The sequence below is a fragment of the Colwellia sp. NW0002-52-1 genome, from assembly GCF_057550865.1.
In genome coordinates this window covers 78144-93696 of record NZ_BAAJLU010000003.1, presented here as the reverse complement: position 1 = coordinate 93696, position 15553 = coordinate 78144, and the positions used below count along the sequence as shown (strand labels likewise).

Here is a 15553-nt window from a genome sequence, read left to right as displayed (position 1 = left end):
TTTATATAATAGATTTTTAAACTAATAATCAATTGTTCAGTGAACATAATTAAAGTTCAACTGTAATTTGGTCACTGTCGTTATTTTCAGGTTCAATAAACAACCCATATTTTTAATTAACGACATTTATACCAAGGCTTTGTTATATAAATAATCTTTTAAAATTAAGTGGTAACAGATTTTTTCACTTTTTCTTTATAACTTCGACTAACTTTCAACTCTTTACCATTTGACATAACTAAGTAATATTCACCATTAAGTTGACTGCAAAACTTATCAACATAACTTTTATTGACTATGGTGGAGCGGTGGCTTCTCAAAAATCGTCTGGGGTCTAACACTTCTTCGAGTTGCTTCATGGTTTTACGTAAAATATGAGTATTATCATGCGTATGAACACACATATAGTCGCCAGCAGCATCTATCCATAAAATGTCTTTTACTGGTACCCTACTAACTTCACCTGCATCTTTTATCGCAAGTACATCAGAGTAGCTTGATATACTAACAGGTTCATTATTTTCTAGTTCTTGGAGGATTTTTTCACAATCATTACCCGTAACATCACTAACAAGTCTTACGAGTTTAGATTTATGCTTCGCGTTGACTTCACTGCTGATGTTCTGACGAATTTTATCTAAAGTTTGTGCAAGTCGTTGTTCATCGGCAGGCTTTAGTAAATAGTCTTGTGCATGTACTTCAAAAGCTTGCATAGCATATTGATCGTAAGCAGTAACAAATACCACCATAGGCAAATCCAAACCTTGAGCCAATATAGCCTCAACCACTTCAAAGCCATTCAAGCCTGGCATTTGAATATCAAGAAATAACAAATCAGGCTGGAAAGTTTTAACCGCCTCTAATGCTTCTCTTCCATTGCTGCACTGTGCAACAATGTTTATATCTAGATGTTCTTGTAAACGAACCGCAAGACCTTTTCTAGCCAAAGGTTCGTCATCAACAATTATTGTGCTGAGTAGCTTGCTCATATTCGGCCGCCAACTTCATAGGGAATTCTTATGCTGATTTTAACACCAGTTGGTACATTGTTGGCAACAACTAAAGAAAAATCATTCTGATACAAGGCTTGTAAGCGCTCTCGCGTATTGACCAAACCTACACCATTTTCTCGAAATAGATTACCATTTTTAATATCTGCACCTGGGCCATTATCAGCCAATTCTATTAGTAAATCGTTACCAAAACGACGTACTGATATATTGATGGAACCACCTTCTTCCTGCACGGCAACAGCATGTTTAATTGCGTTCTCAGCTAGAGGTTGCAGTATCATGCTAGGTACTAAAGCTAGATTACAGTCGGTAGCAACTTCACAAATCACTTGTAAACGTTCTTCAAAGCGTACTTTTTCAATATCTAAATACAGTCTTAATGCTTGTAGCTCACTATCGAGGGTTACCCGCTTCATTGGATCTTTATCAAGTGAATAGCGCAAGAATTCACTTAGCTTAGTTACCATACCATTGGCTGTTTTATTTTCTTCGACCAAAATTAACGTTGATATAGCATTTAGGGTGTTAAACAAAAAATGTGGATTTAACTGATAACGCAACATTTTTAATTGGGCTTGATGAGCAACATTATTGGCACGCAAAACGTTTTGCTTTTCTTTTTGCAGCATTTGATAATACTTAGTACCAAAGTATAAACCACTCCAACTTAAAATAATGAAGAAAGAGAGGAGACTGTTTTTGGTGTAATAAAGCCAAAAATCAGGTCTGTAACCGTGCTTGTATATTTCCCAGTAATTAATATTTTTAACTACCTGCCAAAGCACACCCGTACAATAGGAAGTTAAAATAACCACGAAGGCTATTTTTAACGGGGTAAAATTCCAGACACGACGATAGATATATCTAAGAGGAGCAGTAAACAACCAACCCGCATAGGCATTCAATAAGATAATAACAAGGAAAATATCGCGTAAATCATGCAGCAAAGAACCTAGGTAATGTACCAAGGCAAAGCCACACCAACCAGCAGTGTGTACTAGCCAAAATAAGCGATTTCTATTTTCTATAAATTCTTTCCAATTCACATAAAAGACCTATTAGTGAGATTAGGGTAATTATGCGCTATGCAACTTACTCTCGCACTACCACTAGTCTTAAGATTAATACGGCTTATCTCATTTGATCTAAAATCGTATTTGCTTGTGAATAACAGACCGATAATAACGACATCTGATTTTCAGCTAAAATTTTGTAGCTTTGCTGCTTGTTAGCTTGATATTTAGTGAAATACCACAAGTAATTGACTAATATGGATAAATCATAGTAACACGTAACCACACCACTAGATATATTTACCTCAAACTGGCAGGTATCTGATATATTGTCGACAATTTTTGGTAGGTTCTCGCAGTTGTTTGCACTACTTTTGTGTTGCAGGCCAAATAAATTAATTGTTTTAATTTTATTACGCTTAATCTCATTAACGGCCAATAACATTGCAATATCATATTCTCTGGGAGCAATACATGCACATTCAAAATCGATTAATTGATATAAAGCTGTTGAACTTTTATGTTCACTTTTTATTCGCATCGCATTAGCGAAATTAGCATCTCCGTGGCACAACACCTTTTCGCTATTTAGCACTATATTAGTTATCTTACTTAAATTATGTTTTAACACCGCTAATAACGAATCTAGGCTATGTTTTAATGCTTCATCGCACTCTAAGTTGGTTAATAACGGCTTAATAGTGTTAAGAATATCTAAGATGGGTATTGGCTGTGTTGTTGTTATTTGATCATCATTCGGTAGATTTAACCCTACTGATTTTTCAAGGTCAAAATGTTGGGTATTTGATTGCTTGTAATCAATAGTATGGCAGCGTGATATCAGCGCTAACATAATGGCTATTTTTTTACTTTCGCTTACTGATGCAGTATTTAAGCCCTCACCGACTATAAATTCGGTTATTAACCAGTTATGCCCTACATAGATTAAATCAGGTGATATACCTTGCTTAGCAGCTAGCTGAGCAACGGTTGCCTCAATACTTTTAGAATCGAGATACTTCGCGAAATATTTATTATTGTTATAAACAACACAAAAACAAGGTTGACTTAACCCTGCTGCAATTATACTGATGTCATCTGCCCTAAGGTTTTTAAAACAAGGCAGCTGACATAGTTTTTGAATTAGAATTTTCTGATCCATGGTTGTGAGCTCACATTCAAAGTAGATCTTGCTGTTTACTCAATTTATATACTACTTAGCTGATAACTGAATTATTCATACAAATTTCATCATGTTGTTGACGAAATTGCATTTTATAATACTTACGCCACTGCCAATAACCATAAATAGAAAATATAACGAATCCAGCAAATAAGGCAGCCGTTGGTAGCAAGCCTTTTTCAATATAAAGATAAATTGATACTATATCTATAACAAGGAAGTAGAGCCAATTCTCTATAACTTTTTGGGTAATTAAATAGGTAGCAAATACTGAGAAAACCGTTGTAGCGCTATCAAGATACGGAAAATGTGCAGGAGTATAGTTTGCCATTAACCAACCCAAAGCTAAAGACACTAAAGCCAAGCTCAGAATTATCAGGCTATGTCGCTTTAACGGCCACTGACTATAGAGTAATGCTTTTGTTAATGTTTGATTTGTTGATTCAGTATTTTTATGCCAACAAAACCAACCATATAGCGCCATCAGCAGGTAATACAGCTGTAACAGGCTGTCCATCCACAAATACACGTTATAAAAAATAACTGTATATAATATGGTGCTTACTATGGCCGCAGGCCAACACCAAATATTTCCTTTTGCAGCTAACACAACATAGAGCACTGATGTTAATACCGCGAGTAACTCGAATAATGGCAAGGTAGTGAAATAATGAATAATCTCACTTGTTGCACTCATTGAACTGTCCATTAAGACTCAGCTTCTACTTCAGAGCGGTCACCGCCAATAAATTTACAAATAAAAACAGCAGCATTCAGCTTTTGGTGTACATGCTTTATTTCAGTCATCACATGAGAGGTAGCAAGATCGTAGTCTCCAAATACTTGCGTGCTCATACCATTCGTTACAACCGTTAAGCCTTCAACTAAACGCAAACGTTTAATAAACGCCCAAATTTCTGTTTTAAACTTTTCTTCCGCCAATGGGTATAAGCTAATTTCAATTGATATTTTCATAATTACTACTTAATAATATTTAAATAAGGAGCACGCTAACCTTGATAAATGCGTGCTCGAGATAAGCTGTAAATCCAACTTATAGCAATTATTGCTAGATAAAAGCTAATAAATTGCAATACGTTGTAAGTTATAGCGTTTAAAAGTTGTAGTCAAATGTTGCGCCAAAAACTGCAGGTTCAGCCAATTGATAGTATGCTTTTGCCGTGTATTCATCTCGTGGATCATTACCAAAATAAAAGCCACGTGTTGCATACGTTTCATCAAATAAATTACGTGCCCATAATTTTACTTGCCAATCATCTTTAGTGTAACTAAGAGATAAATTTACAATCTCAATAGCTTCCGACTTTTCTTGATGGGTGTCAGAAAATAGAAACTCATCTTTACCGTCAACTGAAATATTTAATAGTAAATGATCAGACAGTTGATAATTCAAACCAAGGTTGAATTGATAACTTGGCGCATGCGCTTGTTCGTCACCGGATTTATCGTTACCATCTGAATCGATAAAACCTTTATATTCAGTATCTAACAGCCCTAAAGCGCCATAAAATTCAAGTTCAGGTGTGATCTGCCAGCCAGCTTCTAGCTCTAAACCAAAGTTGGTCCCTGTTGCGGCATTACCTAAATATGAAACAAAGTCTGTACTACCATCTTCCCGTAACGCTAAAGAAGAGGTACGCACTTGCATATCGTCTCTGTCCATGTAGAAAATAGCGCTGCGAACATAAGCTTGGTTATTTAATAAATTTACTTTATAACCTAGTTCGTAGTTCCATAAATATTCCGGCGAAAACTCACGTAAATCAGCGGGTAAACTTCCTTCTGTATTAGCACCACCAGCCTTGTAACCTCGATTAATGGAACTGTAAAATAGGTTATTTTTATCCATTTGATAAGACAACACAACTTTACCACCCACCATGGTATCGTTTGGTGAAAACGCTAGAATTTCACTGTCGTTGTAATCCGAGTTTCTGCGCTCTAACCTAAGACCTGTAGTAAGACTTAGCTTTTTATCAAGTTGGCTATCAAACTGAACAAATGCGGCAATATTATCGGTATCAAACGTTGATGTAAAATCAGCAGAAAGGTAAGTATATTTTCTTAATAAATCAGTTTTCTCTTGCTTGAAATACAGGCCTGTTACCCAAGCGGTACTCTTGTTGAAAATTTCTCCACCAGGCTTTGACACAGCTCTTAACTCAGCTGTAGCTGAGGTTTTATCACGAAAATACTGATCTTCTGAGCTATATTCCCAGTCGGGACGTATACCAACAAAAGCCCAATCTTCATCATAGCCATAATCTAAAGTTGAGTCTGCGTAGCTAAAAATGCTCTCTAAGGTAAAGTCGTTAAAACCTTGATAAGTAAACGTTGTTGCTAGGGCTTTGGTGTCTTGACGATCAAAACCTGGTTGGTCAGATAATGTATGGCGAGTATTATCAAGTGAGAACGCATCATAACCATTATCAAAATCTGCAACAAAAGTCGTTATATCAATAGTTAAATCGTCGGTTGCTTGAATAGCCAACTTACCACGCATAGTAAATTCATCGCGATTATTAGTATCGTCACGATTTAAAAAGTCATTCTCGATGAAACCATCGCTACTATACTGCTCAACCGCCAAACGATAGTTTACTTTCTTTGTTGCCGGCCCTGATAATACCAAACCAGCACTGTAACTATCGTAATTACCAGCAGATAATCTAACTTTACCTTCAAAGGTATCGCTAGGTTTATTTGATGTAATATTTATCATACCCGCCATGGCATTAGCGCCAAAGCGTGTACCTTGCGGGCCACGGTAAACCTCTACTTGTTCAACGTCAAACGTTGACGCTATGCTACCAACACTTGAAAAATCGATACCATCAATGACTAAACCCACAGATGGGTTAATGGGCTCTTTAAATTGGCTACGTTCACCAATACCACGAATTTGATAATATCGAGCACGTTGCGTACCACTAGAAAAATTAACATTCGGTGTGCGAGCAATAATCTCTTCTAAATTTTGTGCGTTTCGTGCATTAATTTCTTCACTGGCGATAACAGATAAAGAGCTTGCAGTTTTTTGTAGTGATGTTGCACGAAAGTCACCATCAATGGTGATAACTTCTGTTACGGGTGTAGCAATATCATTTGAAGTTTCTTCAGCAAATGTTGTTTGAGCAACAAGGCTAGTGAATATTGCTAAAGCAACAGGTGTTTTTATAAATGTCATTATGATCTCATAAATTCGACTAGGAATACGTTATGGGATCCGGCATATGGGAAGATAGCTTAAGGTGTATAACCTGTATAATTAACAAATACCTCAAGCACAATTCGAGGCAACAAAAGTTAACATACAGAATGGTAATACGATGAGCTTAACCATTCCTACGCCGGTACTATCCGGTTCAGGTTCTAAGGGTTCGCTTCGCATCTCAGCCATTTAAACGATAAAATTTATCAGGCACCCCTTGGTTCGGTATGCATACTAACAATTTTTACTGGAAAGTACAGAGTAAAAACTTTAAAAGCTACAATTAACTCAGCTTGTTGCTACTATTGAGTTAAATGATGCTAGCGCACTCACATCTTACAATAGTCGCTTAAATGCCTTAGCAATATTGAGGTTTTATAGATTAATTGGGGGTTAACTATGAAGAACAATTGTGAGGAATAACGAAGGGAAATAACGAGTAATACTACAGCAACTGTTTTGTATCGCTTGAATATACACTCACCTCTGAGCATAAAAAATAACACAGAGGTGAAAATATAAATTAGATTTTAATCACTACACTTTATGAATCCAGCCGAATTTATCTTCATGCGTACCGTATTGAATTCCCGTTAATTCATCATACAAATGCTTAGATACTGGGCCGGTTTGGTTACTATTAATAATATGTTTATTACCTTTAAAACCAAGTTCTCCAACAGGTGATATTACTGCAGCAGTACCACAACCAAACACTTCAGTTATTTTTCCACTGTCAATATCTGCTAAGATTTCGTTTATATCTAACTTCTGTTCACTTACTTCATAACCAAGCGTAGGGGCTAGTTTTAAAATTGAGTCTCTAGTTATACCCGGTAAAATACTACCGCTTAGCGCAGGGGTTACTATCTTTTTCCCTTCGTAAACAAAGCATATATTCATCGCGCCAACTTCTTCTATATATTGGCCGTTAACTGCGTCTAACCACAACACCTGTGAATAACCAATTTTGCTCACTTCTTCAGAAGCTAAAAGACTTGCAGCATAATTACCACCTGTTTTAGCTTCACCTACACCACCTTTTACAGCACGTCGATATTCGTCAGAAACGAAAACGGCAATTGGGGTTAATCCGCCAGAAAAATAACTACCTGCAGGTCCTGTAATAATAAAGTGACTATATGCACTACTAGCTCCAAGGCCAAGTTTAGGGCTTGTTGCAATCATGGTTGGTCGAATATATAAAGAGGCACCCTTTTGATCTGGCACCCAAGCCTTATCAATTTTTACTAATGATTTTATAGCGTCAAGATGTAGAGTTTCATCTACTTCTGGCATAACCATACGTTTTGCTGAGCGATTAAATCGTTTTATATTTTCTTCAGGACGAAATAAATTAATGCCACCGTTAATATCTCTGTATGCTTTTAAACCTTCAAATATTTCTTGACTGTAATGAAAAACTGCCGCCGATGGCTCAAGTGATAATGGTCGATAAGGACCAATATTTGCATCATTCCAACCTTTATCTTGGTCAAAATTTTGTAGGAACATATGATCAGAAAATGTTACGCCAAAACTGTATTCTTCAGGGCAGGCATTACATTGTTCTATCGGTAGTGAATTTATTTCTATCATCATTTATACGCTCATTTTAATAAAGTAATATTTCAAATATTGTATGGTTAGCAAACTAGGCTATTGCTTCAGCGAGACGTTAACATATGCAACGAACTTTCTAATAAGTCATGTCATTTTATTTAACTATTTTCGGAGAAATCACTCAAGCATAATGTTCCACTTTTTCGTAAAGTTTTTAAACTACGAACTTTTTATAATTCTATCACTTGGAATATACGCTAAATCAGCGCTTATTTGGCAAATATAAAGTAAATTTATGTAATTAAATTGCGATTAAATCGGAACAATTATTTTGCACCATCACTTTATTGGAATCACTATGGTTTTTTCTTGAATAATTAAAAATAAGCATAGACATTGCAATGTTGATTAGTGCCTGCAGCTTAAAAGCTTATTTACTGTTAAGTTTATTGTTCCAGGCTGATATTTTTTATGACTACTTCTCTGAAATAACCCGTATTTCAGAGAAGTAGTCATAATGGTTTAAGGCAATAGCTAGAGATAATGACTAAAGATCGAAGCTAAATTAGCTAATATTTAGCATTTTACCCAAGGGTTCGCCGCCTACTAAATGTAGGTGGATATGATAAACTTCTTGGCCACCATGTTGATTGCAGTTCATGATCAAACGGTACCCGTCTTCTGCAATGCCCTCTTCTTTTGCCAGTTTTTTAGCAACACTAAACATACGGCCTATGGTCAACTCGTCTTCTTGTTCAATATCATTAGCTGTGGCAATGAGTTTATTTGGGATCACCAAAATATGACTTTTGGCTTGTGGAGAAATATCGCGAAATGCAGTTACTAAATCATCTTGAAAAAGTAATGGGGTTGGTATTTCCTGGCGAATAATTTTAGAAAATATAGTTTCTTCTGGAGAGTTTATGTTGGCCATCAGATTATCTCAGTTGGGTTAAATACTATTTCACCTTAGTTTAACCAAGAGTTAAACGAATAACAAAGGCTTATCATTCGTTTAACTGCATTAGATTTTATATATTTTAGCTATGTAAACTGACCAATCAATTTTTGCTTACCTTTGTTTGATACTTTTTTTATATCTTCAACTAATAAGTAATTTACTGGCACTAGAATTAACGTAATAAAGGTTGCAAATATTATCCCAAAACCTAATGAAACCGCCATAGGTATTAAGAATTGAGCTTGTGTAGCTTTTTCAAACAGTAAAGGCATTAAACCAATAAAAGTAGTTAATGATGTTAGCATTACTGGACGAAAGCGAGATTGAGCCGCAATTAATACTGCGTCATAAGCTTTAATGCCAGAACGAACTTTTGCGTTTATAAAATCAACTAAGACTAAACTGTCGTTTACTACAACACCAATAAGCGCCATTAAACCTAGTATGCTCATTATGGTTAAATCCATACCCATGATCCAATGCCCTATGATTGCACCAATGGCCCCAAACGGGATAACCGACATAACGATGATCGGCTGTACATAAGATTTAAAAGGTATCGCTAATAAACAATAAATAATAAAAAATACAAAGACTAAGCCCCAAGCTAAACTGCTAAAAGAATCAGCTTGCTCACGTGCTTCACCTTCTAAACTATATGAAACACCTGGGTATTTGTTCATTAACTCGGTTAAAAACTGATTAAGATCAGCATTTAACGTGGTCATATTAGTGGCATTTTTATCAACATCAGCGGTTACATTAATCGTACGGTATCGGTCTATACGAGTAATAGCAGACGCACTCTTACCGGGCTTTAATGTGGCAACATGTGATAAAGGTACTTTGCCACCACTTGGAGTATTTATCAGCATATCGTTTAGTTTTGATATTGATTGCCGCTCTGACAATGGAAAACGCAACATAACTCTTACATCATCACGGCCACGCTGAATACGCTGAACTTGTGAGCCAAAGTAAGCATCTCTAACTTGTCTTGTAACCCAAGTGTTATTCATACCCATGGCATAGCCCTGCGCTGTTAATTGTATTTGCAACTCTTCTTTACCATTGGATAAACTATCAGCTATTTCAAAAGCGGTAGGGTAAGTTCGAATACGGTTTTTAACTTCATCAGAGACCAGTTTCAATGTTTTCAAATCTGTTGCGGAGAGCTGAACATCAATGGGATCCCCCCCCCTACCTATTTCTGCTCTGAACGTAACACTTTCGGCGCCCGGTAATGGGCCAATTAATTCTCGCCATTCTTTAACTAATTGTGCAGTACCAATGCCGGTGGTATTTTTATCAGCAGCTAATATTTCAAAACGTACACGACCTTTTTCTTCACTGGTGATAGCTAAGGTATTTAAAATCAAGCTTTGGCCTTGTTCATCACGATATTTATCTTGCAGTAATTTCGCAGAATTAGACATTTTTTCAACATATGAATCTACTACATCAAAACTCGTACCCACAGGCATAGTGACACTACCAAGCGCTGTTTCACTAGCAATACGTGGGAAGAATACAAAGCGAGTCCAGCCACTAGTAATAAAGGCTACAATTAGAATAAGAACACCAAAAAACAATGCCACTGTAGTTAAACGATTACGAATAGACAATGCCAACAATGGTTTATAGTATTTAAGGATCGCATTTTCAAAGCCATCAGCAAAGCCTTGTTGCCAAACACTAAATTTAGATTGTTTGGTACTTTCACTGCGCAAACGTAGCGACTTTAAATGTGAAGGTAGTACAAACTTAGACTCTATTAAACTAAACAATAAAACCGGGATAACAATAATCGGAATTTGTGCAAATAAAGCGCCTCGCTGCCCTTCAATAAAAGCTAACGGCAAAAAGGCTGCTACTGTGGTCAAAATACCAAAAGTTACTGGGGTTGCAACTTCTTGTGTTCCTTTAATGGCGGCCTCTAAACCGCTAGATGCTGTTTGGGTATGCCGATAAATATTTTCGCCGGTTACAATGGCATCATCAACAACTATACCCAACACCAAAATAAAACCAAATAAACTCATGATATTAATAGAAATATCGAAGAATGGCATAACGATAAATGCGCCCATAAAACTTATCGGTATGCCTATAGATACCCAAAAAGCTATCGAAGGACGTAAAAATAATGTCAGTAGAATTAAAACAAGAAAGCCACCTTGTAACGCATTGCTAATTAAAGTGTTAAGTCGACTTTTTACAATTTCAGAATCATCATCCCAATAACTAAGCACAAAGCCTTGAGGTAAGGTATCTTGACGGTCATCGATATATTCTTTAACCGCATCAGCAACGTCAATTGCGCTTTGATTACCAATTCTATACACGTCTATTAACGCACCTTGCTGACCGTTAAAACGGGCGCGCAGTGGCGTTTCTTCAAAACCGTCATTTACTGTTGCTATATCTTGTAATAAAAGAAACGTACCATCGGTATTAGTTTTTATTACAATTTTTTCAAACTCGTCACGACGATAGGCTTGACCAATATTACGTACTAGTACATCACCCCCATCGGTACGCACATTACCTGCTGAAATATCCACAGAGCTATTACTAATGGCTGTTGATATTTCACTTAGGGTTAATTGATACTGTTCTAATTTACTTTGATTAATATCGATACTAATTTCATAATCACGAACAGCATCTAACGCTACTTGCGTTACCTGAGGTAATTTCAGTAAGTCATCACGCACTTGCTCGGCAAATTCACGTATCTCTTTTTCACCGTAATCAGAGGCAATAGTAACTGATATAACATTACGAATACGTTGCGCGATTGCGGTAACGGGCTTTTCTGCATCAACGGGAAAGGTATTTATCGCATCTACACGGCTTTTAATATCAGCCAGTAAATCTCGAACATCGATACTCGAGTCTGCTTCAATTCGAACCGAAGCGCCACCTTCAACAGAGGTACTAATAATTTTTTCTATACCTTCAAGATCTTGAACCGCTTCTTCAATGCGTATGGCTACGCCTTGCTCTGCATCTTCTGGTGTAGAGCCCTGTAAAGTAACAGAAACATTCACTATTTCAGATTCAAAAGACGGAAAAACTTCTAATGGAATACTACTTTTTATTGAGAAAATACCGGTCAATAAAATGGTGATCATCAATAAATTAGCCGCAACATGATTTTTAGCAAACCATTCGATCATGACTTAGCTCCTTTATCATCAAACGCTTGCTTTTCACCCTGTTTAGATTCTGCATTTTTTTCAGGTCTTTTATCAGGTCTTTTATCAGGTCTTTTCTCAGGCCTTTTGTTAGAGTTAGCTTTTTCTCTGGTTTTTTTAGCTGTTTTTACCGACTTCCCATCGATGCTATTTATACTCACTATTGTGCCTGAAGTAACTTGACCTAAAGGGGTTAATACTAACAATTCATCAACTTCTAAACCCGATTTAATAACCGCTACGTCTTCACTTTGCCAAGCGATCGAAATGTTTTTACGTTTGAGTACATTATCATCAACAACATAAACGTAGCTGCCTTGATAAATCGCTTTATTTGGAATACTCAATGCATTTTCAATAGTTTTACCCTTAATTTTTGCGCTCACATACTGGCCAATTTTTAAAGGTAAACCATTGCCTTCATTTTCTCCGTACGGATCGTCAATTTGTGCTACAACAAATAATTGTTGCGACTCTTCATCAAACGCCCCTTCAGTACGCACAACTTTACCTTGCCAACTTTGACGGGTGGCTAAATCTGAGAATATTGTCACGCCTGGTTGTTCTCGAACTGCAGCATTTTCAAAACGATTGCTTTCAGGCAATATCATATATGCTAAGTCTTTATTTTTTAATGGTAAGCGAATTTCAACGTAATCAACGGCATAAATTTCAGCAAGTTGAGTACCTATACTCACCACTTGTCCAACATCAACAGATTTGCTTAATACTCGGCCTGTATAGGGTGCAATAATATTACTACGCTCAACCGCTAATTCAGCTTTAGATAAACTGGCTTCGGCTGAAAATACTGAGGCTTGCGCCGCCATTAATTGTGGTTTTCGAAGCACTAAATCAGGAGCTTTTTTGTTATTACCTAAGCGCTGCCAATCTTGCTCTGCTTGCTCAACTCGGGCTTGCTCTTCGCTAAAACTCTGTTGTGCACTAAATAAATTTGCTTGGGCAATTTTAACTTCAGCGAGTAAATCTCTTTGATCCAATTGCAGTAAAATATCGCCTTCTTCGAAAAATCCGCCGGCTCTAAATTTAGGATTAATACTGATAATTTGTCCTGACACTTGCGGTAATAACACACTCTGAGTACGCGGTTTTATCGTGCCATAACTATCGATCCCAATAGGAAGATCCTTTCGTATTAATTTTGCAACTTCAACGCTGATCTGTGGCGTTGTACTGGGCTGACCTCGCTTTGCTGAAGGTGGATTACTCGTTACTATATACGCAGCGAATAAGAGCGATAATAAAACAATGATTGGCAGTAGTTTTCTTAATTTTAACGACATTATTTTTCCATGCTTGTGCGGTTAGTTAACGATGTGGGTGATGAGTTACCGCTAGTTTTTGGGCTATCAATTCTTTGGTTATCATTTTTTGGGTTATTAGCTATCTGGTTGTTCTGTACTTCGTTATTGCTCAATTTATTCGTGGTATCAAGGTAATCACCACCTAACGCCAGATGTATTTCAATTCTATTTTGCAGTAATTGATTAGTTAACTGTATAACGGTGGTTTGTGCGTCAAACGAACGACGTTGAGACTCTAATACTGTGGTATAGGTTACTAAGCCACGCAAATATTGATCAAATGAAAGCTTTTCTGCCGCGATGGCATTTTCTTGCGCTTTTAAATAAAAACTATATTGTTGATTAAGGGATTCTCTTTCGCTTACGCTATTTTCAACATCAGCAAACGCTTGATAAACTTGCTGTAAATATTGTTTTTCTTTTTGCACAACAGACAATTTTGCTTGTGCTTCTAGTGACTCTAATCGACCTGAATTAAATAACGGACTGGCTATCCCACCAATTAAAGACCAAGCTAATGCTCCGCCATTAAGTAAACTAGTGAGTTCATTGGCACTATCACTTAGCCCTGCATTTAAATTAAAACTAGGAAAACGTTGTTTATGTGCTACAGCTAACCCAGCATCTAACGCTAACAATTCTAACCACCCTGCTTGAATGTCTGCTCTTCTGGTGAGTAGTTGTGCAGGTAAGCCTAGGTTGATTTCTTCACTAATAACAGGAAGGCTTTGTTCACTTACTCTATTTGCTAGCGGATAATCACCCATGAGCAACTCAAGTGCTCTACTTTTAATGTTTAAGGTTTGCTGTTGATCTGCCACACGCGCTAATTCTTGATTAACGGTATTTTTAGTTAGGTAAACATCTAACGCATCATTCAAACCCAATTGATAAGATGATTGAATCATTGATAAATTGCGTTGTAAGTTATCTGCTCGTTCTTGATATAAGTTAAGCAGCTGTTGTGCCTGTGTTAAATCAAACCAAGCTTTAGTGATATCAGCGACTAACGTGAGTTCACTGTGCCGATAATTAGATATTGCTGCGGCATAATTTAGTCGGTCTTGATTTTGTTGGTCAGACAGCTTCCCCCAAAGATCAAGCTCGTAAGTTAAATCAACACTGAGATCAGCGCTGGTTTGATAACTAGTAGTATTACTTGTTACTTGTTTGCGTCTTGAATTTGCTAAAGATAAAGAAAGTTCAGGTAGATCAGTTGACGAGCTTATGTTTATTCTTTCTTTTGCAAGTGCCACACTCACTTTTTCAGCATTCAGTGTGTAGTTACTTTGTAACGCGTAACTTATTAATTCTTCTAAACCCCTGTCATTAAAGCTTTTTATCCAGCCATCATTTACTTGGATTACTTCATTCGTTGTTACATCAGATTGCCATTTAATAGGTATATTTTTATCAACTAGAGCCTCTGGTTTTGAATGAGATAGTCCACTTGGGCTGCTGCAAGCGCCAACGAGTAGCGCTAAGCTAATAGCTAAGCAACACTTAGAATTTAGCTTGTTTTTTGGCGAACTAAGTTGCCTCGAACTCTGAGAAAACCCCAGCTCTACCAACTCTGTTGCTTTGTTAAAACGAACGTTCAAAATCCTTCCTCATAGTAACAATTACATTTTTAAACTATTGATTTAACAATATAGTATGACTGAGTAAAGTTACACACAATATTCTTTACACTGCTTTACATAACCTGAACTCTGGATAAGCAGCACTTGCTCAATGCTCCCTTTTAAGCCATTTTCTGCGTTAAAACGTCGATAAATAGCGCGCTATTCATAAACGTTTTGCCTTAAAAATGGCATAAAATGAAGCATTGATGATGTCTATTCGTGATGTTCACCTGGCTAGAGCATTTACTTTATCAACTAAGCTTTTGATTCAGTTGAGTATCAAGCACTCATTATCCAGAGTTCAGGTTACATAAGTTTTTGAACAATAAGACGAGTGGTTTATTTCATACGCTAAACAACGTTTTTAAAGTAAGAACACGAAAAGCTTTAAATGAATATTTTGTTTTTCCGTTGTTTATTATTTTACTGCTATTAAAA

The 15553-nt window shown here is 36.7% G+C and carries 11 protein-coding genes and 1 riboswitch; all 11 genes read right to left on the bottom strand.

All coding sequences use genetic code 11. From position 1 onward, the window contains the following. Positions 1-164: 164 nt before the first annotated feature. Complete coding sequence (locus AC27H3_RS04620) at positions 165-989, bottom strand: LytR/AlgR family response regulator transcription factor (RefSeq protein ID WP_487104112.1); 825 nt, start codon at positions 987-989, stop codon at positions 165-167. After that, complete coding sequence (locus AC27H3_RS04615) at positions 986-2059, bottom strand: sensor histidine kinase (protein WP_085303654.1); 1074 nt, start codon at positions 2057-2059, stop codon at positions 986-988. The genes AC27H3_RS04620 and AC27H3_RS04615 overlap by 4 nt, the downstream gene beginning before the upstream one ends. A gap of 85 nt (positions 2060-2144) precedes the next feature. After that, positions 2145-3188: a phosphotransferase gene (locus tag AC27H3_RS04610; protein WP_487104110.1), complete on the bottom strand. Its 1044-nt coding sequence runs from the start codon at positions 3186-3188 to the stop codon at positions 2145-2147. Positions 3189-3243: 55 nt separating this feature from the next. Next, a complete protein-coding gene (gene pnuC, locus AC27H3_RS04605) occupies positions 3244-3906 on the bottom strand; it encodes a nicotinamide riboside transporter PnuC (RefSeq protein WP_487104108.1) in 663 nt (220 codons plus the stop codon). Positions 3907-3917: 11 nt separating this feature from the next. Then, positions 3918-4184: a hypothetical protein gene (locus AC27H3_RS04600; protein ID WP_085303658.1), complete on the bottom strand. Its 267-nt coding sequence runs from the start codon at positions 4182-4184 to the stop codon at positions 3918-3920. Positions 4185-4323: 139 nt separating this feature from the next. Further along, positions 4324-6417: a TonB-dependent receptor gene (locus AC27H3_RS04595; RefSeq protein ID WP_487104106.1), complete on the bottom strand. Its 2094-nt coding sequence runs from the start codon at positions 6415-6417 to the stop codon at positions 4324-4326. 138 nt (positions 6418-6555) lie between these two features. Further along, positions 6556-6669, bottom strand: a riboswitch (TPP riboswitch). 309 nt (positions 6670-6978) lie between these two features. Beyond that, entirely contained in the window at positions 6979-8043 is a 1065-nt protein-coding gene (locus tag AC27H3_RS04590) for a branched-chain amino acid aminotransferase (RefSeq protein WP_487104104.1), read from the bottom strand. Positions 8044-8569: 526 nt separating this feature from the next. Then, complete coding sequence (locus AC27H3_RS04585; RefSeq protein WP_487104103.1) at positions 8570-8938, bottom strand: HIT domain-containing protein; 369 nt, start codon at positions 8936-8938, stop codon at positions 8570-8572. Positions 8939-9048: 110 nt separating this feature from the next. Continuing rightward, the gene (locus AC27H3_RS04580) at positions 9049-12147 is read right to left on the bottom strand and encodes an efflux RND transporter permease subunit (RefSeq protein ID WP_487104101.1); all 3099 of its coding nucleotides are present in this window, start codon (positions 12145-12147) and stop codon (positions 9049-9051) included. Next, positions 12144-13469 (bottom strand): efflux RND transporter periplasmic adaptor subunit, encoded by a 1326-nt coding sequence (locus AC27H3_RS04575; protein WP_487104099.1) that lies wholly within the window; start codon positions 13467-13469, stop codon positions 12144-12146. Before AC27H3_RS04575 ends, AC27H3_RS04580 begins: the two co-directional genes overlap by 4 nt. Next, entirely contained in the window at positions 13469-15091 is a 1623-nt protein-coding gene (locus tag AC27H3_RS04570) for an efflux transporter outer membrane subunit (protein WP_487104097.1), read from the bottom strand. The genes AC27H3_RS04575 and AC27H3_RS04570 overlap by 1 nt, the downstream gene beginning before the upstream one ends. Between the last annotated feature and the right edge of the window lie 462 nt (positions 15092-15553).

Bases quoted from the DNA above. Each gene is read 5' to 3' on its own strand.
- AC27H3_RS04620 (WP_487104112.1), bottom strand. From the start codon at position 989: ATGAGCAAGCTACTCAGCACAATAATTGTTGATGACGAACCTTTGGCT.
- AC27H3_RS04610 (WP_487104110.1), bottom strand. From the start codon at position 3,188: ATGGATCAGAAAATTCTAATTCAAAAACTATGTCAGCTGCCTTGTTTT.
- pnuC (WP_487104108.1), bottom strand. From the start codon at position 3,906: ATGAGTGCAACAAGTGAGATTATTCATTATTTCACTACCTTGCCATTA.
- AC27H3_RS04600 (WP_085303658.1), bottom strand. From the start codon at position 4,184: ATGAAAATATCAATTGAAATTAGCTTATACCCATTGGCGGAAGAAAAG.
- AC27H3_RS04595 (WP_487104106.1), bottom strand. From the start codon at position 6,417: ATGACATTTATAAAAACACCTGTTGCTTTAGCAATATTCACTAGCCTT.
- AC27H3_RS04590 (WP_487104104.1), bottom strand. From the start codon at position 8,043: ATGATGATAGAAATAAATTCACTACCGATAGAACAATGTAATGCCTGC.
- AC27H3_RS04585 (WP_487104103.1), bottom strand. From the start codon at position 8,938: ATGGCCAACATAAACTCTCCAGAAGAAACTATATTTTCTAAAATTATT.
- AC27H3_RS04580 (WP_487104101.1), bottom strand. From the start codon at position 12,147: ATGATCGAATGGTTTGCTAAAAATCATGTTGCGGCTAATTTATTGATG.
- AC27H3_RS04575 (WP_487104099.1), bottom strand. From the start codon at position 13,469: ATGTCGTTAAAATTAAGAAAACTACTGCCAATCATTGTTTTATTATCG.